This is a genomic window from Sphingomonas sp. NIBR02145 (assembly GCF_027359115.1).
GTDB lineage: Bacteria > Pseudomonadota > Alphaproteobacteria > Sphingomonadales > Sphingomonadaceae > Sphingomonas > Sphingomonas kyeonggiensis_A.
Genome location: NZ_CP114791.1, coordinates 2,116,829 through 2,137,754, shown reverse-complemented (window position 1 = coordinate 2,137,754; position 20,926 = coordinate 2,116,829). Strand labels below are relative to the sequence as shown.

The 20,926-nt window shown below is 67.7% G+C and carries 22 protein-coding genes; 5 read left to right on the top strand and 17 right to left on the bottom strand.

From position 1 onward, the window contains the following. Positions 1-67: 67 nt before the first annotated feature. The 11 genes from O3305_RS09480 to O3305_RS09430 form a co-directional block, all read right to left on the bottom strand. On the bottom strand, positions 68-955 hold the full coding sequence (locus O3305_RS09480) for an SMP-30/gluconolactonase/LRE family protein (RefSeq protein WP_269576164.1): 888 nt from the start codon (positions 953-955) through the stop codon (positions 68-70). Between the two features lie 3 nt (positions 956-958). Further along, positions 959-1,756: a D-xylose 1-dehydrogenase gene (xylB, locus tag O3305_RS09475; RefSeq protein WP_184168666.1), complete on the bottom strand. Its 798-nt coding sequence runs from the start codon at positions 1,754-1,756 to the stop codon at positions 959-961. Positions 1,757-1,804: 48 nt separating this feature from the next. Then, entirely contained in the window at positions 1,805-2,908 is a 1,104-nt protein-coding gene (locus tag O3305_RS09470; RefSeq protein ID WP_269576486.1) for a fumarylacetoacetate hydrolase family protein, read from the bottom strand. 108 nt (positions 2,909-3,016) lie between these two features. Further along, entirely contained in the window at positions 3,017-3,688 is a 672-nt protein-coding gene (locus tag O3305_RS09465) for a dTMP kinase (protein ID WP_269576163.1), read from the bottom strand. A 27-nt stretch (positions 3,689-3,715) separates the two neighbouring features. Next, positions 3,716-4,825 carry a helix-turn-helix domain-containing protein gene (locus tag O3305_RS09460; protein WP_269576162.1) on the bottom strand — a complete coding sequence of 370 codons (1,110 nt, stop codon included), beginning with the start codon at positions 4,823-4,825 and terminating at the stop codon, positions 3,716-3,718. 69 nt (positions 4,826-4,894) lie between these two features. Then, the gene (locus tag O3305_RS09455; protein WP_269576161.1) at positions 4,895-5,410 is read right to left on the bottom strand and encodes a hypothetical protein; all 516 of its coding nucleotides are present in this window, start codon (positions 5,408-5,410) and stop codon (positions 4,895-4,897) included. A 66-nt stretch (positions 5,411-5,476) separates the two neighbouring features. After that, positions 5,477-6,538 (bottom strand): sigma factor-like helix-turn-helix DNA-binding protein, encoded by a 1,062-nt coding sequence (locus O3305_RS09450; protein ID WP_269576160.1) that lies wholly within the window; start codon positions 6,536-6,538, stop codon positions 5,477-5,479. Between the two features lie 227 nt (positions 6,539-6,765). Then, the gene (locus O3305_RS09445) at positions 6,766-7,821 is read right to left on the bottom strand and encodes a peptidoglycan-binding protein (RefSeq protein ID WP_269576159.1); all 1,056 of its coding nucleotides are present in this window, start codon (positions 7,819-7,821) and stop codon (positions 6,766-6,768) included. Next, entirely contained in the window at positions 7,818-8,243 is a 426-nt protein-coding gene (locus O3305_RS09440; RefSeq protein ID WP_184168660.1) for a hypothetical protein, read from the bottom strand. The genes O3305_RS09445 and O3305_RS09440 overlap by 4 nt, the downstream gene beginning before the upstream one ends. Beyond that, on the bottom strand, positions 8,240-9,580 hold the full coding sequence (gene fliI / locus O3305_RS09435; RefSeq protein ID WP_269576158.1) for a flagellar protein export ATPase FliI: 1,341 nt from the start codon (positions 9,578-9,580) through the stop codon (positions 8,240-8,242). Before fliI ends, O3305_RS09440 begins: the two co-directional genes overlap by 4 nt. Positions 9,581-9,589: 9 nt before the next feature. Then, complete coding sequence (locus O3305_RS09430; protein ID WP_269576157.1) at positions 9,590-9,982, bottom strand: flagellar biosynthesis repressor FlbT; 393 nt, start codon at positions 9,980-9,982, stop codon at positions 9,590-9,592. Between the two features lie 184 nt (positions 9,983-10,166). Between O3305_RS09430 and O3305_RS09425 the strand changes: the two genes are divergently transcribed. The 3 genes from O3305_RS09425 to O3305_RS09415 are packed head-to-tail and all read left to right on the top strand — an operon-like array spanning position 10,167 to position 14,563. After that, positions 10,167-11,525 carry a flagellar hook protein FlgE gene (locus O3305_RS09425; protein ID WP_269576156.1) on the top strand — a complete coding sequence of 453 codons (1,359 nt, stop codon included), beginning with the start codon at positions 10,167-10,169 and terminating at the stop codon, positions 11,523-11,525. Between the two features lie 24 nt (positions 11,526-11,549). Next, on the top strand, positions 11,550-13,631 hold the full coding sequence (locus O3305_RS09420; RefSeq protein WP_269576155.1) for a flagellar hook-associated protein FlgK: 2,082 nt from the start codon (positions 11,550-11,552) through the stop codon (positions 13,629-13,631). Between the two features lie 23 nt (positions 13,632-13,654). Continuing rightward, positions 13,655-14,563, top strand: a complete 909-nt coding sequence (locus O3305_RS09415; RefSeq protein WP_269576154.1) for a flagellin N-terminal helical domain-containing protein — start codon at positions 13,655-13,657, stop codon at positions 14,561-14,563. A 328-nt stretch (positions 14,564-14,891) separates the two neighbouring features. Here the strand turns inward: O3305_RS09415 and O3305_RS09410 are convergent, their stop codons facing one another. Together O3305_RS09410 and O3305_RS09405 are read right to left on the bottom strand one after the other, a co-directional pair. Next, on the bottom strand, positions 14,892-16,709 hold the full coding sequence (locus O3305_RS09410) for a hypothetical protein (protein ID WP_269576153.1): 1,818 nt from the start codon (positions 16,707-16,709) through the stop codon (positions 14,892-14,894). Next, complete coding sequence (locus tag O3305_RS09405; RefSeq protein ID WP_269576152.1) at positions 16,709-16,876, bottom strand: hypothetical protein; 168 nt, start codon at positions 16,874-16,876, stop codon at positions 16,709-16,711. The genes O3305_RS09410 and O3305_RS09405 overlap by 1 nt, the downstream gene beginning before the upstream one ends. A gap of 139 nt (positions 16,877-17,015) precedes the next feature. Here O3305_RS09405 and O3305_RS09400 point away from each other — a divergent pair, with 139 nt between their 5' ends. Then, positions 17,016-17,426, top strand: a complete 411-nt coding sequence (locus tag O3305_RS09400) for a hypothetical protein (RefSeq protein WP_269576151.1) — start codon at positions 17,016-17,018, stop codon at positions 17,424-17,426. A 74-nt stretch (positions 17,427-17,500) separates the two neighbouring features. On the opposite strand, the gene O3305_RS09395 is transcribed toward O3305_RS09400, so the two are convergent. Genes O3305_RS09395 through O3305_RS09380 form a run of 4 tightly spaced genes read right to left on the bottom strand, consistent with a single transcriptional unit; the run spans position 17,501 to position 20,098 of the window. Next, positions 17,501-18,088, bottom strand: a complete 588-nt coding sequence (locus O3305_RS09395; RefSeq protein ID WP_269576150.1) for a MotE family protein — start codon at positions 18,086-18,088, stop codon at positions 17,501-17,503. Next, positions 18,088-18,489: a DUF6468 domain-containing protein gene (locus tag O3305_RS09390; RefSeq protein ID WP_269576149.1), complete on the bottom strand. Its 402-nt coding sequence runs from the start codon at positions 18,487-18,489 to the stop codon at positions 18,088-18,090. Before O3305_RS09390 ends, O3305_RS09395 begins: the two co-directional genes overlap by 1 nt. Continuing rightward, positions 18,486-19,505, bottom strand: a complete 1,020-nt coding sequence (gene fliM, locus O3305_RS09385) for a flagellar motor switch protein FliM (protein WP_269576148.1) — start codon at positions 19,503-19,505, stop codon at positions 18,486-18,488. The genes O3305_RS09390 and fliM overlap by 4 nt, the downstream gene beginning before the upstream one ends. Further along, positions 19,502-20,098 carry a flagellar basal body-associated FliL family protein gene (locus O3305_RS09380; protein ID WP_269576147.1) on the bottom strand — a complete coding sequence of 199 codons (597 nt, stop codon included), beginning with the start codon at positions 20,096-20,098 and terminating at the stop codon, positions 19,502-19,504. Before O3305_RS09380 ends, fliM begins: the two co-directional genes overlap by 4 nt. A gap of 66 nt (positions 20,099-20,164) precedes the next feature. Here O3305_RS09380 and flgF point away from each other — a divergent pair, with 66 nt between their 5' ends. Next, positions 20,165-20,902, top strand: a complete 738-nt coding sequence (gene flgF / locus O3305_RS09375) for a flagellar basal-body rod protein FlgF (RefSeq protein WP_269576146.1) — start codon at positions 20,165-20,167, stop codon at positions 20,900-20,902. Positions 20,903-20,926 lie beyond the last annotated feature (24 nt).

Sequence of the window (20,926 nt, the reverse complement as noted above, 5' to 3'; positions counted from 1 at the left end):
GTCAATAATATTGACTATATAGCCGAGGCCCTGACCCGCGCAACCTTAGCCACCTTCGGCGTACAGTTCAGACGCCTTCCCGAACCAGCGTCCCCGCCACCCCCGGCACCGATACCCGGAAGCTGAAAAGGTCTCCCGAACTCGGGTTCGCGGCCTTCTCCTCGGGCGTCAGGTGCTTGTTGGCGGTGGTGGCGAACACAGTCTTCAAATCGGGCCCGCCAAAGGCGATCTTGGTGATCGCATCCACCGGAAATTCCACGGTTTCCAGCAGCTCGCCGGCCGGCGAATAGCGCCGCACCGCCGAACCCTTGTAGAGGCCCACCCACAGGCAGCCCTCGGCATCCACGGTCGGCCCGTCGGGATAGCCCTGGTCATTGGGAATGCGGGCGAATTCCCGCCGGTTGGACAGGCTGCCGTCCGGCGCCAGGTCGCAGGCGAAGATCAGGCCGCCCAGCGTGTCGATATGGTAGAGCGTCCTGCCATCGGGGCTGATCGCCGGCCCGTTGGTGATCGAGCAGAAGGGCGTCGAGGCCACGCAGCCGCCGTCCGCCGCCAGCCGGTAGACCGCGCCGCTGTCCGCCGCCTCGGCGTCGTCCATCGTGCCGAACCACAGCCGGCCATCGGGGCAGACGGTGGCGTCGTTCAGCCGGTTGCCGGGCTTTTCCGGCTCGGGATCAACCAGTTGCGTGAAGGCGCCGGTCTCGGGATCGAAATGGGCAAGCCCGGTCTTCAGCCCGGCGACGAACCCGCCGCGCGCGGCCGGCAGCACGAATCCGACCTGGTCGGGGGCATCCCAGCTCCGCTTGTCGCCCGTCTCCGGGTCATAGCGGTGGATCTTGTGGCCCTTGATGTCGACGAACCACAGGGCGGCGTCGCGCGCCACCCAGACCGGCCCTTCGAGCAGGGGAGCGGCGAGCGACCAGACGCTCTGCGGCGCCGACGTCACCACGCCCATGGCTCAGCGCCAGCCCGCGTCGACGAAGAACTCGTGGCTGGTGATCAGCCGCGCGTCATCCGAGGCGAGGAACAGCGCCATCGCCGCGATGTCGTCGGGCACCAGCCGGCCCTTGAGGCACTGGGCGTTGACGATCTCGGCCTCGCCCTCGGGCGTGTACCATTTCATCTGGCGCGGGGTCTTCACATTGCCCGGCACGATGCAGACCGAGCGGATATTGTCCGGCCCCAGGTCGCGCGCCAGGCTGCGGGTCAGGCCCTCGATGCCGGCCTTGGCGGTCTGGTAGAGGATCAGCCCCTCCAGCGCGAGGTGCCAGGAGATCGAGCCCATGTTGATGATGACGCCGCCGCCCTTGGCCTTCATCCCCGGGATCACCGCCTGGGCGCAGAAGAACAGGTGGCGCAGGTTCACGTTGAGCCGGTTCTCCCAATAGTCTTCCGTCACTTCCTCGATGGTGTGGCGGTCGTCATTGGCGGCGTTGTTGATCAGCACGTCGAAGGCGCCATGCTCCTCGATCAGCCGGGCGATGGTCGCCTTGGCGCCCTTGATGTCGGTCAGGTCGACATTCTCGTAGGTCGGCGCCTTGCCGAGCCCGGAGAGGTTCCCGACCAGCGCCTGCGAGTCCGCGTCGGCGATGTCGAAGAAGGTGACGTCGGCGCCCTGGCGGACGAACCCTTCGACCAGCCCGGCGCCGATGCCCGATCCGCCGCCGGTGATCAGCACCCGCTTGCCCTTCAGGCTCGGATAGATGGCGCGCTGGTCGCGCGTCAGCACGGTATTGGCGGGATCGGCTTCAGACATGGGAATGGAATACCTTGGAAATGCAATGACTAGGGCCGCGCGTGGCGCTCACAGCAGGCCGCGGCCCGCCAGGTTGCGGATCAGCTCGCGGATGCCGAAGGTCCAGGGCGCGGCGGCCTTGGACGTCGTCACGCGGTTGACCAGCGCGCCGAGCTTGGGGCTCGAGATGCGCACCACGTCACCGTCCTTGTGGGTGAAGCCGCGGCCGGGATGGTCGCGGTCCTGGATCGGCGCGAACAGGGTGCCGAGGAACAGCGCGAAGCCGTCCGGATACTGGTGCTCGCTCAGCGTCTGGCGGACCAGGTCGGTCGGATCGCGGCTGATCTGGCTCATCTTGTTGGTGCCCTCGAGCCGATAGCCCTCGGGCCCGTCGATGACGAGATCGACTTCGGCCGAGCGGACATCGTCCATCGTGAAGGTTGCGTCGAACAGGCGGATGAACGGCCCCAGCGCGGTCGAGGCGTTATTGTCCTTGGCCTTGCCGAGCAGCAGCGCGCTGCGCCCCTCGAAGTCGCGCAGATTGACGTCGTTGCCCAGCGTCGCGCCGCGCGGCGTGCCGGTCTTGTCGACGATCAGGACGACTTCGGGCTCCGGGTTGTTCCAGTCGCTGTCCGAGCGCACGCCGATATCGGCGCCCCAGCCGACTGCCGAGAGCACCGGCGCCTTGGTGAACACCTCGGCATCGGGTCCGATCGCGACCTCGAGATACTGCGACCACATGCCGGCCTCGATCAGCGCGGCCTTGAGGTTGGCGGCTTCCGATGTGCCCGGCACGACCGAGCGGATGCCCGACCCGACCTTGGCTTCCAGGTCGCCGCGGATCTCGTTCGCCTTGTCGGCATCGCCACGCGCGCGCTCCTCGATCACCCGCTCGATCGCCGAGAGGGCGAAGGTCACGCCGCATGCCTTGACGCATTGCAGGTCGATCGGGGCGAGCAACTTGGGGCCGGTATCGCTACCAATGTCGGCCACGGCGCCGATATCGGTGCCGGCGGCGTTCGCGGGATCGGCCAGGTCGAGCAGGTCCGCCACGGTCGCGGCAGTGGCCGAGACGTCATAGATACGCCCGCCGCGCAGGATCACGGGGCTCGGGCCGGCCTCGGTAAGGATTCGGCCAACCAGAATCGCCTGGGCATGATCGACAGGCAGCATTTCCGCCGGAGACGCGTTCAAGATCCTCTCACCCCGATATTGCTTTTGATAGCGCTACCATGCGGCGCCGCGGGGGGAGCTGTCAAGCCGGTCGCACTGCTTTCGGGCTTATTCCGGAACCGCTTCCAGCAGGGAAATGATCTCGCCGACGATTTCGGCGGGCGGGCGCATCGTGCCGTCGGTGCTGGCATGCACCATCTGCCACGGGCCGAGCAGCCCGGCCTCGACGATCGACTCGTAATTGGCGCGCACGCGCTGCTGCAGCGCCACGTCCGCCTCATAGGCGTCGAAGCTCTTGTCGGTATAGCTGCGCTCGGCCTTTTGCAGGATCAGCGCACGCGCCAGGTCCCAGGGCGTGTTGAGATAGATGGATAGCGCGGGGACGGGCAGGGCGAACTGGCCGGTCTCCAGCGCCAGGATCCACTCCATCAGCGCCCGGCTCTCCCCGGCAGGCACGCGCGCGCCCTGATAGGCCATGTTCGAGGCGACATAGCGATCGAAGATCAGCACGTCATGTGCTGCGACGGCCTTGAGGATCTCGTCCCGCCACTCGAAGCGGTCGAGCGCATAGAGTGTCGCGGCGGCATGCGGGCTCACCGGCACCGGCATGTCGCCGGCCAGATAGCGGCCGATCGTCACCCCGGCCACGGTCTCGCCATAGCGCGGGAAGCCGATCACGGTCGCTGTCTTGCCGGCGGCCTGCAGCGTCTCGCAGAGCAGCCTGGACGTGGTGTTCTTGCCGACGCCGTCGGCGCCTTCGATCGCGACAATGATCCCCATGGGCAGCGCCCTAGCAATACGGGGCGGTCAGAGGAAGACGGCGGAGACGATCGCGGCCAGGCTCGACGGATCGCAATCGTCGAGCGGCACTTCCATGTCCGGATTGACGCTGTAGCCGATCATCCGTCCGTCGCGGCCGGAAGCGACCGAGAGCAGGCGCCAGCCTTCGCCTTCGCGCAGCGCCGCAAGGCCACCGGGAAGCGGCAGGCGATCGGGATCGGCGACCACGGTCGCCTGGGCGGGCAGGCCGCCGCCCAGCGTCGCGCGGCATACCTTGATGCCGAAGGCACGCACGCCGGCGATGTGCGGGGCCTCGACCGTCTCGCCGGTCGGCTGGTCGCCGATCAGCCCCTGGGGCAGCGGCACGCCGAAGACGGGCAGCAGCCGGACGGCGCCGACCGGCCCTGCCAGCGGCAGCGCCACGGCGGGCGCGGGCTCCGCCTGCGGCTCCGCGTTCAGCGCCATGGTCAGTTCGGCAATGCGCTCGCGGGTGCGGGCGATGCGCGTCTCGGGATTGGCGATGGTGGCCAGGAATGCATCCAGCGCGCCCATCGCATGGCGCTGCTCGACTTCCGCACGCAGGGCGGCTTCGTCGGTTACGCCGAACAGGGCGAACAAGGCGTTGTGGATTGCCGCGTTCCAGCGGCCGAACGGCTTCTGGGCATTTTCCACGCGGGAGAGGTTGACCGGAGGCAGCGCGAAATCGCGCTCGATCACGGCAATGGTCAGCGCGGGATCCAGCGTGCGACGGGCACGCAGCGCAGCCCCGAGCAGCACCGCGAACCGCTCCTCCTCCAGGTCGAGCTGGGCCCCGTCGCCGAACGGCGCGGCCCAGGCAGCGATGTCGAAATCCTTCGCGTCGATATCGAGCAGCAGCTCCGTCGGCGCGATGCCAAGAGCGGTGGCGATGCGGCGCAGCTCGTCCGGCCGGGCCACGACTTCACCGCGCTCGATCTTCGAAAGACGAATATAGGGTATTGCGGGAATATTTGCAGAAAGGCGCAGGAGCTTCGCAAAGCCATGGCGCTGGCGCTGCTCACGTACCCGGTTCGGGAAAACGATTGCACGATAGTAATCGATCAGGGGCTCGCCCGCGGATCCCACCCGCATCTTACCCTTGCCGTTCGCGCCTGCCATCAATGATCCCCTCGAATCTGAAGGTATCTTGAAGCAATTCAAGGATAATACAAGGTAAACGCCATTCCGTTAGTGGAATGAACCTGTGGATTGTCCGCCGATCAACAGTCCGCAGGGGCCGGCAGCGTCGAGATCCAGGATCATCGCCAGCGTGCTTTCCCCGGTGGCGTGGCGCAGCAGCCAGCTGTCCGCGGAAGGCGAGGGGTGGTCGGGTGCAAAGGCCACGCCCACGCCGTCGGTGATCACGCCGAGCGCGCCCGGCGGGGTCGGCCAGCGGCCGGCGAGATAATCGAGCAGCGCCGCCGCTGCGTCCTGCAGCGCGCCTTCGTCGCTGTCCTCGGGGCAGAAGGCGTCCGGAGACGCCGAGATGGTGGCGACGCGCTTGAAGTCGTGCTGGCGCCACCAGACCAGGTGGATCTGGCCGTCGGCAGTGGCCTCCAGGCCAAGGAACAGGTCGCTGCCGGTGGGCAGCAGCGGCTGGGCCAGTCGCGCCACATCCTGGGCGAGCGCGGTCAGGCGGCGATTGGGGCGCGGCAGCGAGCCGTGCGACTCCTCCTTGCCGGTCCAGTCGAGATTGCGATGCATCGGGTCCTCCATGCCTCTTGTGAGCATTATAGGATGGCTAGGCGCGCGCGGGGCGTTCCGATGCGATCAGTGGAGCGAAGCGCTCGACGGGGCCGGGGCGGCAAGCTGGGCCGTCTCGGCGCGCTCGACCTGCTGGACGGCCGGGGTGCTGAGCACCGGCGACAGCGTCGTCGGGTCGACGGCGCGGACGCTCGCCAGGCGGTTGTGCGGCAGGTTCGTGTCGGGCAGCAGCGGCGTGGTGCGCGCGGCCGGGGCCGGGCGGCGCTTCGGGGTGCCCGGCTGGCCATATTCGGCCATCACGGCGAAGCGCGGATCCTTGGCGGCGATCTCGGCGATCGCCTTGGCGGCGCGCTTGGTGATCTGGCGGACGCGCTCCTTGGTCACGCCGGTCTCGAGCGACAGGTCGTCGAGGGTGGCGGTCTGGAACACGCGGCGCTCGACGATCTCGCGGTCGCGGGCCAGCTTGGCTTCGAGCTTCTCCAGCTCGGCGGGGTCGATACCATAGGTGGCCGAGCGCAGGCGCGGACCTTCGGCGCGGCGCAGGGCGGCTTCGGCGCGCTTCGGGCGGGGGCGGCGGCGGAGTGCCTCGACACCAACCTTGCGGAGCTGGTCGACATAGGCGTCGATGAGCTGCGAGACGGCGCCTTCGGCGAGATAGTCGGAAGCGGCGGCTTCGGTGCGGAACACGGCTTCTTCGTCCTCGATCATCGCCTCGGGCGAGATCTCGTCGCCATCGATCGAGGTGGCGAGGGCGCTGAGCGAAACGGTGGTGGCCTCGACCTTCTTCGCCGACGGACGCTGATCGGTCATCAGGCGGAAGCGCAGGCTCTGCAGCTCGCCGCGGATCTGCCAGTTCACGAAGGTGGTGAACTGCGCCTTGGCGGGGTCATAGGCTTCGATGGCGCGGTGCACGGCGATGGCGCAGCACTGCTCGGCATCTTCCCAGTGTGCGGTCAGGCCGTACTGGCGGACGAAGTGGCGGATGCGCGGGGCGATCAGCTTGAGGATCTGGGCGAAGGCACGGTCGACATAGACGCGCTGGCGGTTGCTACGAGCGGCGCCGTCTTGCGGCGTATTCTCGATGACGGTGGCGACGGCTGCTTCCAGCGCGATCGTGATCTTCGACATTGCGTATCCCCTGTTTGTCCTGGCCAGCCGGGTCTCGGCCGCCGTTCACAGGGGCAACATGGCTTCTAATCCTTTAACAGAACCCTTAAATTCCTATATGTAGTCCTACCAATCAGGAGGTTTCCCCTACGGAACCCTCAACATGGTAAAACACGGTAAATATGTATTTTTATGGGGATATCGGCGCCTGAAAGGCGCCGCTGCCAGCATTATAGGATAAGAATAATTTAGCCGGCGAATTGTTCCGGACGGATTCGACGATCGATGAATCCGAGCAGCCATTGGCGATGTGCCTGGGTGGCATTGCCTGCCGCGGCGATTCGCTGATCGGCCGCGCCGCCGCCGATCTGGGCGGCAAGCAGCATGCGGGCGCGTCCGGCCTCGATGCCGCCGGCGAGGAACTTCTTCGCATCGCCCAGCCCGAGATGGTGCGAGAGATAGGCCGACTTGGCCAGGGTCTCGGCATCGGTGTCGACGCGGATGCCCGATTGTTCGAGCCGGGTGAGGTTCATCTTGGCGAGATCGGCGACGCCCAGGATCGATGCCTGGCCGTCATAACGGAGCGCCAGCAGCTCGCTGCGCGCGCCGGGCTGCACCTGGCCGCGCCCGTCGAGCCAGCCATTCTGTGATGCGACCTGGTTCAGCCAGGTGCCCGAAGTCTCGGCGAGTTGCTCCCAGGTACCGCTGAGGAACTGGCCAAGCCCCGCCGCGCTGGAACGCGGATTGCGCGACATGGTGTTCCAGACGCCGTCATGCCCCTTGGCCGCCTCGGCGTCGACGATCGCGGCAAGCGCGGTCGCGGGAATGCCGGTGCGCGCCTCGGCCATGGCGAGGGCCGGGGCGAAGCGGGTATTGGCGCCGAGCGCGAGGCCCGAAACCACGGCGCCGTTGGCAACCGATACGGTCGCGCCGGTGCTCATCATCGCGGCCATCTTGCGGCTGCTCTGCTCGGCGGCGTCGCCGATCGCGCCGCGCAGGTCCTCGACGCAGTCATTGGCGAAGCTCGCGCTGGCGGCGGGCTTCTGGTGGCAGGAGCAGGCACAGGCGCAGTGGCAGCCCTGTGCGGCGCCGGCCTGCACTCCGTTCTGCTTGCCGAGCAGCTCGAGCAGCGAATCGCCGGAAAGGCCGTTCTGGCCGATGCCATTGCCTTTGCGGTCGTCCTTGTCGCCATCGCCGAGCGCGGCCTTCCACAACCGGCTGGCAAGCTCGGTCTGGGCCTCGCTGTAGATCACCTTGGCGCGGTTGGCCGGGCTCAGCGAGGCAAGATCTGCGCGCGGGATCATGCGCTGCGTTCCGCATTGCGGCGGGCGATCACCAGCTTGGCGGCGGCGATATCGTCGATCATCGACTGTTCGGCACCGGCGGCGACGCGCTCGGCCTCGTCCTTGAAGCGGCCGGCGGCGCCTTCGATCGCGCGCATCGTGCCATAGGCCTCGACGGCCTGGGCGCGCAGCGAGGTCAGCCGCACATTGGCGAGTTGGGCCTGGTGGTCGAGCCGGGCGCGCTCGGCCTTCATCCGCAGCCGCCATGCATCGCTGGCGATCGGCACGATGGCGGCGAGCGCACGCTCCTCGCGCATGCGCAGGTCATGGGCGTGCGCCTGGCTGTTGAGCGTGGTGATCGTCTCGATCTCGACGCTGATCGACACCTTCACGGCATCGACCTCGCGGCGCTGGACCCTCAGGGCGGTGTCGAACGGAGTCATTGCTCCATCATCTCCATGCTGAGCGCGACGATCTCGCCGAGCGCGGCGAAGGCGGCGTCGGCATTGCCCTGGTCGTTCTTGCCCTGGTTGAGCATCTTCTCGATCTCGGGTGCCAGCGCGACGGCGCGGTCGACCTCGGGCGAGGAACCGGCCTTGTACGCGCCCAGCCGCACCATCTCTTCCATGTCGGTATAGGTGGAGAGCAGCTTGCGGGCGCCGACGCGGATGTCGTTCTGCTCGTCGTTCATGCAGTGCGGCAGCGTGCGCGAGACCGACTTGAGGATGTCGATCGCCGGATAGCGGCCGCGCTCGGCGATCGCGCGGCGCATCACGACGTGGCCGTCGAGGATGCCGCGCACCGCGTCGGCGACCGGCTCATTATGGTCGTCGCCATCGACGAGCACGGTGAACAGGCCGGTGATCATGCCCTTGCCCGGCTCGCCGGGGCCGGCGCGCTCGAGCAGGCGGGGGAGCTCGGCGAAGACGGTGGGGGTATAGCCCTTGGTTGCCGGCGGCTCGCCACTGGCGAGGCCGATCTCGCGCTGCGCCATGGCGAAGCGGGTGACCGAGTCCATCAGGCACAGCACGTTGAGGCCCTGGTCGCGGAAATGCTCGGCGACGGCGAGGGTGGTCCAGGCGGCCTGGCGGCGCATCAGCGCCGGCTCGTCCGAAGTCGCGACGACGACGACCGAGCGGGCCATGCCCTCCGGCCCGAGATCGTCCTCGATGAATTCCTGCACTTCGCGGCCGCGCTCGCCGATCAGGCCGATCACCGCCACGTCGCACTGGGTCCAGCGCGCCAGCATCGACAGCAGCACCGACTTGCCGACGCCCGAGCCGGCGAACAGGCCGAGGCGCTGGCCGCGGCACAAAGGCACGAACAGGTCGAGCGTGCGCACGCCCGTCTCGATCCGCTCGGCCACGCGGGCGCGGTTGGCGGCGGCGGGCGGCGGCGCCTTGATCGGCTGCGGGTCGGCGCCATTGGGGAGCGAGCCGAGCCCGTCCACCGGCTGGCCGAGCCCGTTGATCATTCGGCCGAGCCAGGCCTGGGAGGGGCGGACGCTGAACTGGCCGGCGCCGAGCTCGGCGCGCGCGCCCAGGCCCACGCCCTGCGGGTCGACGAACGGCAGGCACAAGGCGACTTCGCGGTCGAGCGCGGTCACTTCCGCCTGGACGATGCCGTTGGGCGCGGTGATCTCGATCCGGCTGCCGATCTGCGCGGCGCCGGCGAGCCCTTCCACTTCGATCAGCGCGCCGCGAACCGCGACGACGCGGCCGAAGCGGCGATCGGGCATCATGTCCCGGATCGCACGGGCTGCGCTGGCGAGCGTCTGCACCTTATAGCCTCAGGCGGCCTGCTGGGCGATGACGGCGTCCTCGAACGCAATCACGTCGCGCGCGGTGGCCAGTGCCTTGTAATATTCGCCCTGGGCGATCTCGCTGGCGAAGCGGATGCAGGCCGACTTGGCGTCCTGCGTGCCGAGCACGGCGATCAGCGCGCCGACCAGCCCGACCACGGCGTCGTGGTGGCTGTCACGGCTGGCCGGGTCGATATAGGCGAGCATGGCGGCGAAATAGAGCTGGCGCGCCGGGGTGGTCGCTTCCTCGGGGCGCATGATCTCGCGCCCGCGCAGGATGGACACCTTGTTCTCCACGGCGATCTGGGTGCGGCCCACCGCACGGATCACCGCGCCGTTGACGATTGCCTTCTCGCCATCGCGAAGCGTGATGCGAAGCATTGGGAAACAGCCTTTCGTTCGTTTGGCTGCATTATAGGATGTGTTTGCGGGGCAGTGTGCGCGCACCCGGCAATTTTTGCCCATCGAATCTTATTTGCGCCTTTGTTGGGGTCGGCGCCGCGCTCATCCTACAATTGGGGCGTGGGCCCGTGCGCGTTTCGCGGGCATCGAGGGAGTATTCGTCTTGAGCCTCTATTCCGCTCTCTATGCCGGCGTTTCCGGTCTCAACGCGCAGTCCAGCGCGATGGCAGCGGTTGCCGACAACATCACCAACATCAACACCATCGGCTACAAGGGCGTCGAAGCCCAGTTCAAGACGATGGTCACGGACGGCCGTGCCCGTTCGAGCTATTCGGCTGGCGGCGTCGTCGCCGCGCCGACCGCGATGATCTCGAAGCAGGGCATGATGCAGGCTTCGAGCAGCAGCACCGACATCGCCATCGACGGCAAGGGTTTCTTCGTCACCCGCACCGCCTCGGGCGGCCAGGGCGAGGTCGCCTTCACCCGCGCCGGCTCGTTCCGCGCCGATGAGGAAGGCTTCCTGAAGAACCCGGCGACCGGCCTGTACCTGTACGGCTATCGCCTCGATGCCGAGGGCAAGTACAACAACACCGGCAATATCGACGACCTGGAAGCGATCCGCGTCAGCGACCTGACCGGCACCGCGGCGGCGACGTCGCGCATCCAGGCGCGTATCAACCTCAACACCGCGACCGAGGTTTCGCCCGCTGCTGCCACCTACGCCACCGGCGACCTGGCGAAGTATGCGGCCGACAACACCTACACGCCGAAGACCGAGAACCAGTTCCAGCGCTCGTTCACTGTCTATGACCAGCAGGGCGGTTCGCACACGCTGAACATGGCCTTCATCAAGACCGGCCCGAATGCGTGGAAGGCGGAAGTCTATTCCGTCCCGGCCGCTGACGTCATGGACACCAGCGTGACTCCGCCTGTCGCCAGCACCAACGGCTTCATCGCCGGCGGCGACGTCAACTTCAAGCCGGACGGCAGCCTCGACCTCCCGTCGGGCAGCTGGCTGAACAGCGCGCTGAACATCACCTATGCCAACCAGGCGTCCTCGGTGCCGATCAAGCTCGAACTGGGCAGCGACGGCAAGATCGACGGCCTTACCCAGTTCGGCCAGCCGAGCTCGCTGATCTCGGGCAACACCGATGGCGGCACGCTGGGCAATCTGTCGCAGATCGAAATCACCAAGGACGGTGTCGTCAACGCGGTGTTCGACGACGGCACCACCCGTGCGGTGTTCCAGCTCCCGCTGGCGACCTTCCAGAACCCGGATGGCCTCACCCGCGTGTCGGGCAACGCCTACACCGCCAGCCGTACCTCGGGCGGCTTCACGCTGAACGAGCCGGGTGAACTCGGTGCGGGCGCCATCGCGCCGAACTCGCTCGAAGCATCGACGGTCGATCTCGCCAGCGAGTTCACCAACATGATCCGCTTCCAGCGTGCGTACAGCGCGTCGTCGAAGATCATCACGACGGTCGACGACATGCTGCGCGAAGTCAGCGACCTGAAGCGCTAAAACTCTAACTGAACGCAGGGGATCATGGCGCTCAACGACATTCTCGGTACCGCGATTTCCGGCCTGACAGCTGCTCAGGCCGGACTTCGCTCGGTTTCCAACAACATCGCGAATGTCGGAGTGGCCGGCTATGCGCGCGAGCGCGTCAGCCTCACCACGGGCGTGGTCGCGGGGCAGGTCAGCGGCGTGGTGGTGGGCGAGCCCACCCGCGTCGCCGACCGCTTCCTCGAAGCGACGGTCTATACTCGGGCGGGCGATCTCGGCCGCTCGGAAGTGGTCTCCAACTATCTGGATCGCATGCAGGCGCTGCTCGGGCAGCCGGGGGCTTCTTCGGGCCTCCCGGCGCGCCTCGACGCCGTCTCGGCCTCGGCCGTGGCGATGACGGGCTCGCTCGCCTCCACGCAGACGGTGGCACAGTTCACCAATGACGTGCAGGACGCGATCACTTCGATGCAGCAGATGGACAATGACGTGTCCCAGCTGCGTGCCGACGTGGAGTCGGAAGTCGGCTATTCGGTCGACAAGATCAATTCGCTGCTCCAGCGCATCCACGACCTGAACGGCACCATTGCCCAGGCGACCGGGCTCGGCCGCAGCGCCGGCGGCGCGGCCGACCAGCGGATGAGCGCGCTCCAGGAGCTGAGCGGGCTGATGCAGGTCACCATCCGCGATCAGCCGGACGGCCGCGTCTCGATCGAGACCGGCAATGGCCAGACGCTGCTCGACAAGCGCCTGCGCCAGCTCTCCTATCCCAGCAGCGGGTCGGTTTCGCAGGCTACCTATCCCCCGATCGAGATCCGCCTGGCCCAGCCCGACGCGGCGACCGGCGACAAGATCGATTCCGCCGCGATCGGCGGCAAGCTCGGCGGCCTGCTCGATCTGCGCGATCGCGCGCTGCCCGCGGTCCAGGAGCAGCTGGGTACGCTGTTCACCGGCCTGTCCCAGGCGCTCAACGCGGTTTCCAACGCCAACAGCACCGTGCCGCCGCCCGCCAGCCTCACCGGCCGCAACAGCGGCCTGGTCGGCGCGGACCGGCTGGGCTTCACCGGCGCGGCCACCTTCGCGGTGACCAAGGCCGACGGCACGCTCGTCGCCAGCACCAAGATCGATTTCGACGCGCTCGGCCCGACCGCGACGGTCGACGACATGGTCAACGCGATCAATGCGGGCCTGGGCGGCGCCGGCACGGCGAGCTTCGTCAACGGCACGCTCAGCATCAGCGCCACCGGCGCGGGCAACGGCGTGGCCGTCGGCCAGGACGCGACCAAGCCCAGCGCGCGCGCCGGGCAGGGCGTTTCGCAGTTCTTCGGTCTCAACGACCTCGTCCGCAGCGACAGCAGTTCGCTGGTCCCCTCGGGTCTCGCAACTGGCGACCCCCATGGCTTTGCTGCGGGCGAGACCGCGCAGATCGTGCTGCGCGACAGCTCGGGCCGGGCCCTGACCAGCTACACGCTGTCGCCCGCCGCCGGCGGTACCGTCGGCGACATGGTCAACGACCTCAACGCCAGCCCGCTCGCCAATTTCGGCACCTTCTCGCTCGACGATGCCGGGCGCATGCGCTTCCAGCCGTCGGCGAACGTCGCGGGTGCGACGCTGTCGATCCCGGCGGATTCGACCAATCGTTTCGGCACCGGCCGTTCCTTCTCGCAGATGATGAACCTCACCGGGGCATCGAGCGGGCTCGGCATGGCGGAGGTGCGCCCCGAGATCCTCGCCGATCCGAAGAAGCTCGGCCTTGCCCAGCTGCAGGATGTCGCGGTCGGCGCCAAGGCGCTCGGCTCGGGCGACACGCGCGGCGCGACCGCGTTCGTCAACAAGCTCGGCAGCGCGATCGATCTCGGCAAGGACGGCAAGTCGACGGTCGATGCCTTCGCCAGCAACCTGATGGGCCGGATCGGCCTCGATGCCAGCCAGGCCCAGGGCCGGCTCGCCGATGCCTCGGCGCGCAGTGCCGATGCGATCAACCGCCGCGACAGCTTCGCCGGCGTCAACATCGACGAGGAACTCTCGCAGATGGTCGTGCTGCAGAACAGCTATTCGGCCGCGGCGCGGGTGATCACCACCGCCAACGACATGTACGACACGCTCCTCGGCATGCTCCGCTAAGGGCCAGAAAGAAGGGAAGACCCATGACCCGCGTCGCCACCATTCCGCTCCAGAGCACCATGTCCAGCGCGATCATGCGCGCGCAGGAGAAGCTCGCAGCGACCCAGACCCAGCTTTCGACCGGCAAGAAGGCCGCGACCTTCGCCGATCTCGGCACCGAGTCCGTGCGCAACCTGTCGGCGCACACGCTGCTCGCGCGCCAGGAAGCCCAGTCCACCGTCTCGAAGCGCGTCGGTACCACTCTCTCGCTCTACCAGGCGAACATGGAAGGCATCGAGGACGCGACCTCGGACCTGCGCTCCAGCCTGATGAACGCGGTCGGCACCGGCGATTCCGCCGGCCTCCAGGAAGCGATCCAGACTGCCTTCGATCAGTTCCGCACCTCACTCAACGCGTCGGAAGGCGGCACGCCGCTGTTCGCCGGCAGCCAGATCGATCAGGCGCCTTTCTCGGTGAACACGCTGGCCGATGCGGCCGCCACGCCGGGTGCCAGTGCCTTCCACAACGACACTGTGAAGGCGAATGCCCGCGTCGCAGACGGCGTGGACGTGAAGTATGGCGTCGGCGCCAGCGAGATCGGCGCCAATCTCTACGAGGCGTTCCGCACGCTCGGCGCGGCTGGCGCGATCGGCACCAAGCTCACCGACGCCCAGCTCGATTCGATCAAGCAGGCGGTGTCGCAGATCGACACCGGCCTTGGCGATCTGCGCGCCGTCAATGCGGAGAACGGCCGCAAGCAGAACCAGGTCGATACGCTCGCCTCGCGCGGCGAGGAGCGCGGACTGGTTCTGAAGAACGTGATCCAGGAGAATGAGGACGCCGATCTCGGCCAGGTCGCGATCGACCTCGCCCAGCAGAAGAGCGTGCTCGAGGCGAGCTACTCGGTCTTCGCGCAGCTCTCGGGCCTGAACCTGACCAACTATCTGAAGTAAGCATTTCCTTCCCGCAAAGGGATGGGTCAGGAAAGGCCGGGCTCGATGCCCGGCCTTTTCCGTTTGGGCTCGGTTCGCCGCCATTCCCTTGCTTCCCCGGCGGAAGCCGGGGAGCACCAGTTCCTTGCAATGTAGGATTTCGCATGATTGGCTGGATCCGTCCGGGATCCAGTCCCGGCCGCTCTTTCTTCATGTCGAATAGGCGGGCGTAGCCCACCGATGCCTGCGGTTCCCCGGCGAAAGCCGGGGCCCGGGGCTTCTCTGCAGTGTCGCTCGTGACTCTGAACCCCGGCTTTCGCCGGGGAACCGCTACGATCGCCGTGCGCCCTCAGCCGCCCGCGTCGAGCAGGTCGCCGATCGCGCCGGCCGGGCTCGCCTCGGGGATCGCGGCGATCGCGGCGTCCAGCTTGGCGGGATCGATCCTGTCGATGCTGGCGGTCAGCATGTCGAAGGCGCCGGCGCTGGGCAGGCCCTTGAACGCGGCGGCATAGCGGCCCTGCAGGGCGCGCAGCTTGTCCTCGCGATTGGTCATCGCCAGCGCCACGGCATAGCGCAGCACGGCCGCCTGTTGCGGCGCGCCCAGCGCGCCCTTGGCGGCGGGCAGGCTCTTCTCGCTCTCGGTGACGAAGCTGCCCCAGTCCTGGGTGCGCCAGTGGATCTCGGCACGCACCGCCGCGCCGTCCGGCACGCCGTCCAGCGCGGCTGCCGCGGCATCGTCCTTGCCGAGCCGGTGGAGCGCCACGGCTTCCATCCGCTTGCGATCCCAGCGCATCTGGTTGGAATAGCTGGGCTGTTCGCTGTTCTGCAGGGCCTTGAGCGCCAGGTCGGGGCGGCCGGCGAGGATCTGCAGCGTCGCGACGCGCACCGACAGCGGGCCCTGCGCGACGTCCTGCGCGCGCTGGGTGAGCTGGTAGGTGAGGAGTTCGGCGGCGCGGGCGTAGAGGCCCGCGGTCTGCAGCCGGTCGGCGAGCCGGTTGGCGAGCAGGTCGCCGTCGCCGCCCGCCGGGGCCAGTTCGCGATAGTCCCAGTACAGGCCGGCCGCCTGGGGCAGCGGTATGCCGCTTTCCGGAGCCAGTACCGAGATCATGGTCTGCTGGAGCTCGGCGAGCATCGGGCCGGCCTGGGCGCCGAGCTTGAAATAACGCAGCAGCGTGGCGCCGCTCTTCAGCTCGGTGCGCAGATCCTGGGCTTCCTTGGCCAGGCCATATTCGATGGTCAGCGCGCGCCGCTCGACCGGGCCGCCGCGCCAGCCGAAGCGCAGCGCGTCGAGCTGCTTGATCGCGTCGGCCGGGCTGATCGCGTGGCCGTCGATCGAAACCTGGATCGTACCGAGTTTTGCGCCCGCTTTGACCTCGGATGAGCCGGTCAGCGCCGCGCGTTCGAATCTCAGCCGTGCGCCGGCGAGGTCGTTTTTCGCGAGCAGCGCACGTCCGCGCAGCAGGTTCGCATCGGGGTTCCGGTCGCTGAACAGGCCAAGCCATTGCAGCGCCGGGTCGGGCTGGCCGACATCGATCGCGGCGCCCGCGGCGGCCAGCATGAAGTCCACCCGGTCGTGCGGGGCACGGGCATTGATCGCCACGCGTGCGCATTCGATCTGGCCGACGGCTTCGGCCGCCGCACCCGAATGGGCAAGCGCGCGCATCCGCCAGGCACAGGCCTCGGGATTGCCGGTGAGCTCGGCGCTGCTCAGCGATTCCACCGCTTCGGCATCGCGGCCGAGCATGGTCAGCGCCGCGCCGCGGGCAAGCTGATAGGGCGCGACCAGCGCAAGGTCGGTATCGGCTAGGCGCATCACCTCGAGCACGCCCAGCGCCTCGGCACCGCGCTCGGCGGCGATCAGGCCCTTGGCATAGTTCCAGCGGACCGACTGGCGGGTGTCGGGCGTGGCGGTGGCGAGCTGGTGCCACGCTTCGGTGCCGGTCATACCGCTCCAGCCGTCGCCGCCGGTGATCATCGGCATCTGTGCCAGTGTGGCGGCGAAGCGGGGCAGGGCGACGCTCGGGATGGTCGCCGGCGGCGTGGCGCCAGCGGCAGGCGCGGGAGCAGGGGCCGCGGCATGCGCGGCATCGCCGCCATGGACCGTCGGTGCGGTCGTGGCGGGCGCCGTCGTGGTGCCGGCGGCAAGGATGAGGAAGAAGCTGCGCATCAGCCGAGCCCGAACGGACGGATGACGACGACGGCGATGCCGCCGCCGATGCAGGCGAGCAGGAATAGGATGGCTGGCATCATCGGCAGTGCCGGCTTGGCCGGTGCCGCGACGGGAGCCGGGCGGGGCCTGACGACTTCCGCGGTGCCCTCGATGGTGGTCCGCACATTCGGATGCCCCCCATCGCTGACGACACGCATCTTTCCCGGGCGCTGATCGTGGCTCAACTCGTCACCTGCTCACTGATTTCATTCTATTATAGAGTGATGGGCGCCCGCGCGGCGCCATGTACCGATATCGGAGGGCATGATTTTGCGACGCGAAACGCTGGTAGCGCTTGGGCTTGCGGCTTTGCCGATGCCGGGTGGCGGCGCTTTGGCCTCCGGCGGCGGCGCCGCGGGCGAGGGGCTGCACCTCGTGCCGATGGAAGAAGTCACCGTGCCGATCATCGACGCGGACCGGGTCAACGGCGTGCTGCGCTTCAAGCTGGTCATTGATGCCGGCACGGCGGAAGCGGCCACCAAGCTGAATGGCGAGATGCCGGTTCTGCGCGCCGCGACGGTCGCGGCCGGGCTCGAATTCGCCCGGCTCAACGCCTCGGCGTTGCGGGCAGTCGATGCGCAGCAGCTCGACCATGATCTCACCGCCGCCCTGAAGGCTGCCGAGCCCGGGCTGGTCCGCGTACTGATCGTCGAGGTCGACGCCCGCACCGGCTGATCGGTTCGCAACGCGCAAAAGAAAAGGGCCACGCCGGCACGTCGCCGGAGTGGCCCTTTTCTTTGTGCTTCAGCTCAGCGGCGTGCAGCCTGAGCCGGGCCGGTCGCCTGGCGGGGCGCAGCCTGGGGCTGGGCCTGAGCGTGACCGGCGTTGCGGCGAGCCAATGCCATGCTCAGCGACGCGGCGCCCTTGGGCGTCATCGCGGCCATGATCATCGCGGTCGAGCGTTCGCGCATGCGCTGCGCGACCTTCATCTGCACTTCCATGTCGAGCTGCTCGAAGACCACTGCAGCGGCCTTGGGCTTCATCGCCTGGTAGATCCGGGCCAGCTCGTCGAACTGCGAGTCCGCCGGGTTCGGCGCGCCGGGGGCGCCGCTGGGGCCGCCCGCCATCTGCTGCGCTTCATCCTGCTTCTTTCGTGCCTCGGCATCGGCGGCGAGCCGCGCGGTGGCGGCCTTGGCCGCCTGCTCGCGCAGGTCGAGCCCGCGCTTGCGGCGCGCGGCGGCGGCGTCACGGTCGTTCATGTCCTGGGTGATCGCATTGCCCAGCCGCGTGGTGTTCGGGCTGTTGTCCTGCTGGCCGGTCGCGATCGTCGCCGCATTGGCAACCACCGCCATCCCGGCCACGCCGGCGGTGAGGAGGAGGAGGGAAGGGCGGGCCATTACGCGGCTTCCGCCACGGGAGCCGCGGTCTCGCCTTCGCTGTCGGTCTCGACTGTCTCGGCATCCTCGCGGGCGTGGCGCTGGGCATTGGCCATGCTCACCGCGCTGACGATCCGCTCGGCAGCGGAATCAGCCAGGCCGGTCATCAGGCTGAGCTCGTCGCGCAGCTCCCGGGCGCGCTCGACCAGCTGGGCGTGGCGGGCGCAATCGGTTCCAAGCGTGTGCTTCATGTCCGAAAGCACGGCACGGGCCTGGACGGTGGCGACCTGGAGCGCCTCGACCACCTGGGTGAGCGCGCCGTCCTTCACGGTACGCAGGCTCTTCATCATCCGCACGCTCTGCACGAGCACGGCCATGCACAGGATGATCGTCAGCACATTGGCGAGTAGCGCGATGCTCATTGCTTCACCTTCTTGTCGGAGGAAACGTCGTTGATCAGGCGCACGGCAACCTTGCCGCTGCGCTGGCCGATCTGGCCCTGGGCGAGCTTTACGCCGCCACAGGCAATATCGAGTGCGTCGTCGGGGCTCTTGTGGAGCGCGATGGTCTGGCCGATCTCGAGGCTGCGCAAGTCTGCGATCGACATGGCCTTCTCGCCGAGCAGCACGCTCATCGAAACGTTGGTCTTGCGCACCTCGGCGGCCATATGGGCCTCCCAGATGCTGTCGCGGCCGCTCTTCTCGCCCATGAAGCGCTGGAGCAGCTTGTCGCGCACCGGTTCGAGCGTCGCGTAGGGGAACACCAGGGTGAACCGTCCGCCGCGCCCGTCCATATCGACCCGGAAGGTCGCGGTGGCGCAGATGTTGGAGACGCCTGCGATCGCGGCGAAGCGCGGATTGGTCTCGATGCGCTCCAGGTTCATGTTCACGGCTTCGATCGGCGCGAAGGCCTCGGAGAAGTCCGCGAGCGCCAGGCTCAGCATGCGCGATACCAGGCCGGTTTCGATCGTGGTGAAGGCGCGACCGTCGATGACCACCGGCGAACCACCGCCGCGACCGCCGAGCAATGCATCGACCACCGAGTAGATTAGGCCGGAATCGACAGTGACGAGACCGTAGCTTTCCCATTCCTCGATCTTGAACACGCCGACCATCGCCGGCAGCGCGACCCGGTTCATGAACTCGCCGAAGCGGGTGGAGGTCACTTCCTCCAGGCTCACGTCCACGCCGTCCGAAGTCAGGTTGCGCATCGAGCTCGCAAAGGTGCGGACGACGCGGTCACACACCACTTCGAGCATCGGCAGACGCTCGTGGCTGATGACCTTGGACTCGATGACGGCGCGAAGGCCCTTCTTGCCGACCGTGGGCCCGAAATCGCCGAACAGCGCGTCGATATCGGCCTGGTCGAAGCTGCCGCCGCCCATATCGCCCGGAGGGGCGGGGGGATCGGGGAGGTCAAAATCCTCGAGATCGATCATTGCTGCACCAGATCCTGGATCAGAATGTCCTTCACCTGGCCGTCGCCGAGCGTGGCCGTGGCGCGAACCATCATCTCTTCCTTGATGCGGAAGACGGCGGCCGAGCCGGAAAGGTCCTCGGGGCGCAGTTCGCGCAGGAAGGGCTGGAAGCTGTCGAGCACCAGAGGCAACTTCTCCTTCAGGTCGTCCGGGGCGACGCCGTCGCCGGGCACGATCATGAAGTGGAGCTTGAGGAAGCGGGCCTGGCCGTCGGGAGAACGCAGGTTCACCATCATCGCGGGCACGTCGAGGAATGCGTCCTTGCCGCTCTCGGTCCCTTCGCCGTGGCCGCCCTCGGCGCTCTTTGCTTCCGTCTTCGATCCATGCTCGCTCTTGGCTTCCTCAGCCTTGGCGCTCGAGCCGGAGAACATGAAGGCGGCACCACCGCCGCCGCCGAGCAGCAGAACGCCTGCCGCGGCACCGATGATGATGAGCTTCTTCTTCGACTTGGGCTTGGCTGCCTTCGCAGCCTCCGCGCCCTCCTCGATGATTTCCGGAGACGACATTCCCTGGTGACCTTCCGAAATCTGCACGCCGACACCGCGTCGGTGCATTTCGTTCTATTATAGGAGGAGCGCCCGGCAATTGTTGCCTAGTGCGAACTTTTTGAGGGACGTCCGGTGGACATTTCTTCCTATGTGCTGCTCAGCCAGGAAACGGCGCTTCGCCGTCGCATGGACGTGGCGGCGAACAATCTCGCCAACATGAACACGGTTGGCTTCAAGCGCGAGCAGCCGGTCTTCCGCGAATATGTGGAGAAGACCGACAGCGCGGTGAAGCCTGCGAAGCAGACTTCGTTCGTGCTCGATTATGGCGCGGTCCATGATTTCAGCCAGGGGGCCTTCCAGCCAACGGGTAACCAGCTCGACGTGATGATCGAAGGGCAGGGCTATCTGTCGGTCCAGGCGCCTGACGGCTCGACTGCATATACGCGCGCGGGGCAGCTCAAGATGCTGCCGAGCGGCGAGCTCGCCACCTCGAGCGGCAACAAGGTGCTGGGCGAGGGCGGCAAGCCGATCGTCATTCCGGCCGAGGCCGCGAACCAGATCGAGATCGGCAAGGATGGCACGATCAATGGTCCGGGTGGCCCCTTCGGTCGCCTGACGGTGACGCAGTTCGACGAGGCGGGCGTGGATCCGCGCGGCGACGGCCTGTTCAACGGCACCGGTGGCCGTGAGCTGCCCGCGGGCGAGACGCATCTGATGGCCGGCGGCATCGAAGGCTCGAACGTCAATGCGATCCAGGAAACCACCGACATGGTGGAGATCCTGCGCGCCTATCAGACGAGCCAGAACCTCTCCCAGAGCATGAACGACATGCGCAAGTCGGCAATCGACAAGCTCAGCCGGGTCGGCTGACGGGCGCCCTAAGCACAAGGAACT

Excerpts from the sequence above, each read along its gene's own strand:
- O3305_RS09480 (WP_269576164.1), bottom strand. The coding sequence starts at position 955 with ATGGGCGTGGTGACGTCGGCGCCGCAGAGCGTCTGGTCGCTCGCCGCT.
- xylB (WP_184168666.1), bottom strand. The coding sequence starts at position 1,756 with ATGTCTGAAGCCGATCCCGCCAATACCGTGCTGACGCGCGACCAGCGC.
- O3305_RS09470 (WP_269576486.1), bottom strand. The coding sequence starts at position 2,908 with ATGCTGCCTGTCGATCATGCCCAGGCGATTCTGGTTGGCCGAATCCTT.
- O3305_RS09465 (WP_269576163.1), bottom strand. The coding sequence starts at position 3,688 with ATGGGGATCATTGTCGCGATCGAAGGCGCCGACGGCGTCGGCAAGAAC.
- O3305_RS09460 (WP_269576162.1), bottom strand. The coding sequence starts at position 4,825 with ATGGCAGGCGCGAACGGCAAGGGTAAGATGCGGGTGGGATCCGCGGGC.
- O3305_RS09455 (WP_269576161.1), bottom strand. The coding sequence starts at position 5,410 with ATGCATCGCAATCTCGACTGGACCGGCAAGGAGGAGTCGCACGGCTCG.
- O3305_RS09450 (WP_269576160.1), bottom strand. The coding sequence starts at position 6,538 with ATGTCGAAGATCACGATCGCGCTGGAAGCAGCCGTCGCCACCGTCATC.
- O3305_RS09445 (WP_269576159.1), bottom strand. The coding sequence starts at position 7,821 with ATGATCCCGCGCGCAGATCTTGCCTCGCTGAGCCCGGCCAACCGCGCC.
- O3305_RS09440 (WP_184168660.1), bottom strand. The coding sequence starts at position 8,243 with ATGACTCCGTTCGACACCGCCCTGAGGGTCCAGCGCCGCGAGGTCGAT.
- O3305_RS09430 (WP_269576157.1), bottom strand. The coding sequence starts at position 9,982 with ATGCTTCGCATCACGCTTCGCGATGGCGAGAAGGCAATCGTCAACGGC.
- O3305_RS09420 (WP_269576155.1), top strand. The coding sequence starts at position 11,550 with ATGGCGCTCAACGACATTCTCGGTACCGCGATTTCCGGCCTGACAGCT.
- O3305_RS09415 (WP_269576154.1), top strand. The coding sequence starts at position 13,655 with ATGACCCGCGTCGCCACCATTCCGCTCCAGAGCACCATGTCCAGCGCG.
- O3305_RS09410 (WP_269576153.1), bottom strand. The coding sequence starts at position 16,709 with ATGCGCAGCTTCTTCCTCATCCTTGCCGCCGGCACCACGACGGCGCCC.
- O3305_RS09400 (WP_269576151.1), top strand. The coding sequence starts at position 17,016 with ATGATTTTGCGACGCGAAACGCTGGTAGCGCTTGGGCTTGCGGCTTTG.
- O3305_RS09395 (WP_269576150.1), bottom strand. The coding sequence starts at position 18,088 with ATGGCCCGCCCTTCCCTCCTCCTCCTCACCGCCGGCGTGGCCGGGATG.
- O3305_RS09390 (WP_269576149.1), bottom strand. The coding sequence starts at position 18,489 with ATGAGCATCGCGCTACTCGCCAATGTGCTGACGATCATCCTGTGCATG.
- fliM (WP_269576148.1), bottom strand. The coding sequence starts at position 19,505 with ATGATCGATCTCGAGGATTTTGACCTCCCCGATCCCCCCGCCCCTCCG.
- O3305_RS09380 (WP_269576147.1), bottom strand. The coding sequence starts at position 20,098 with ATGCACCGACGCGGTGTCGGCGTGCAGATTTCGGAAGGTCACCAGGGA.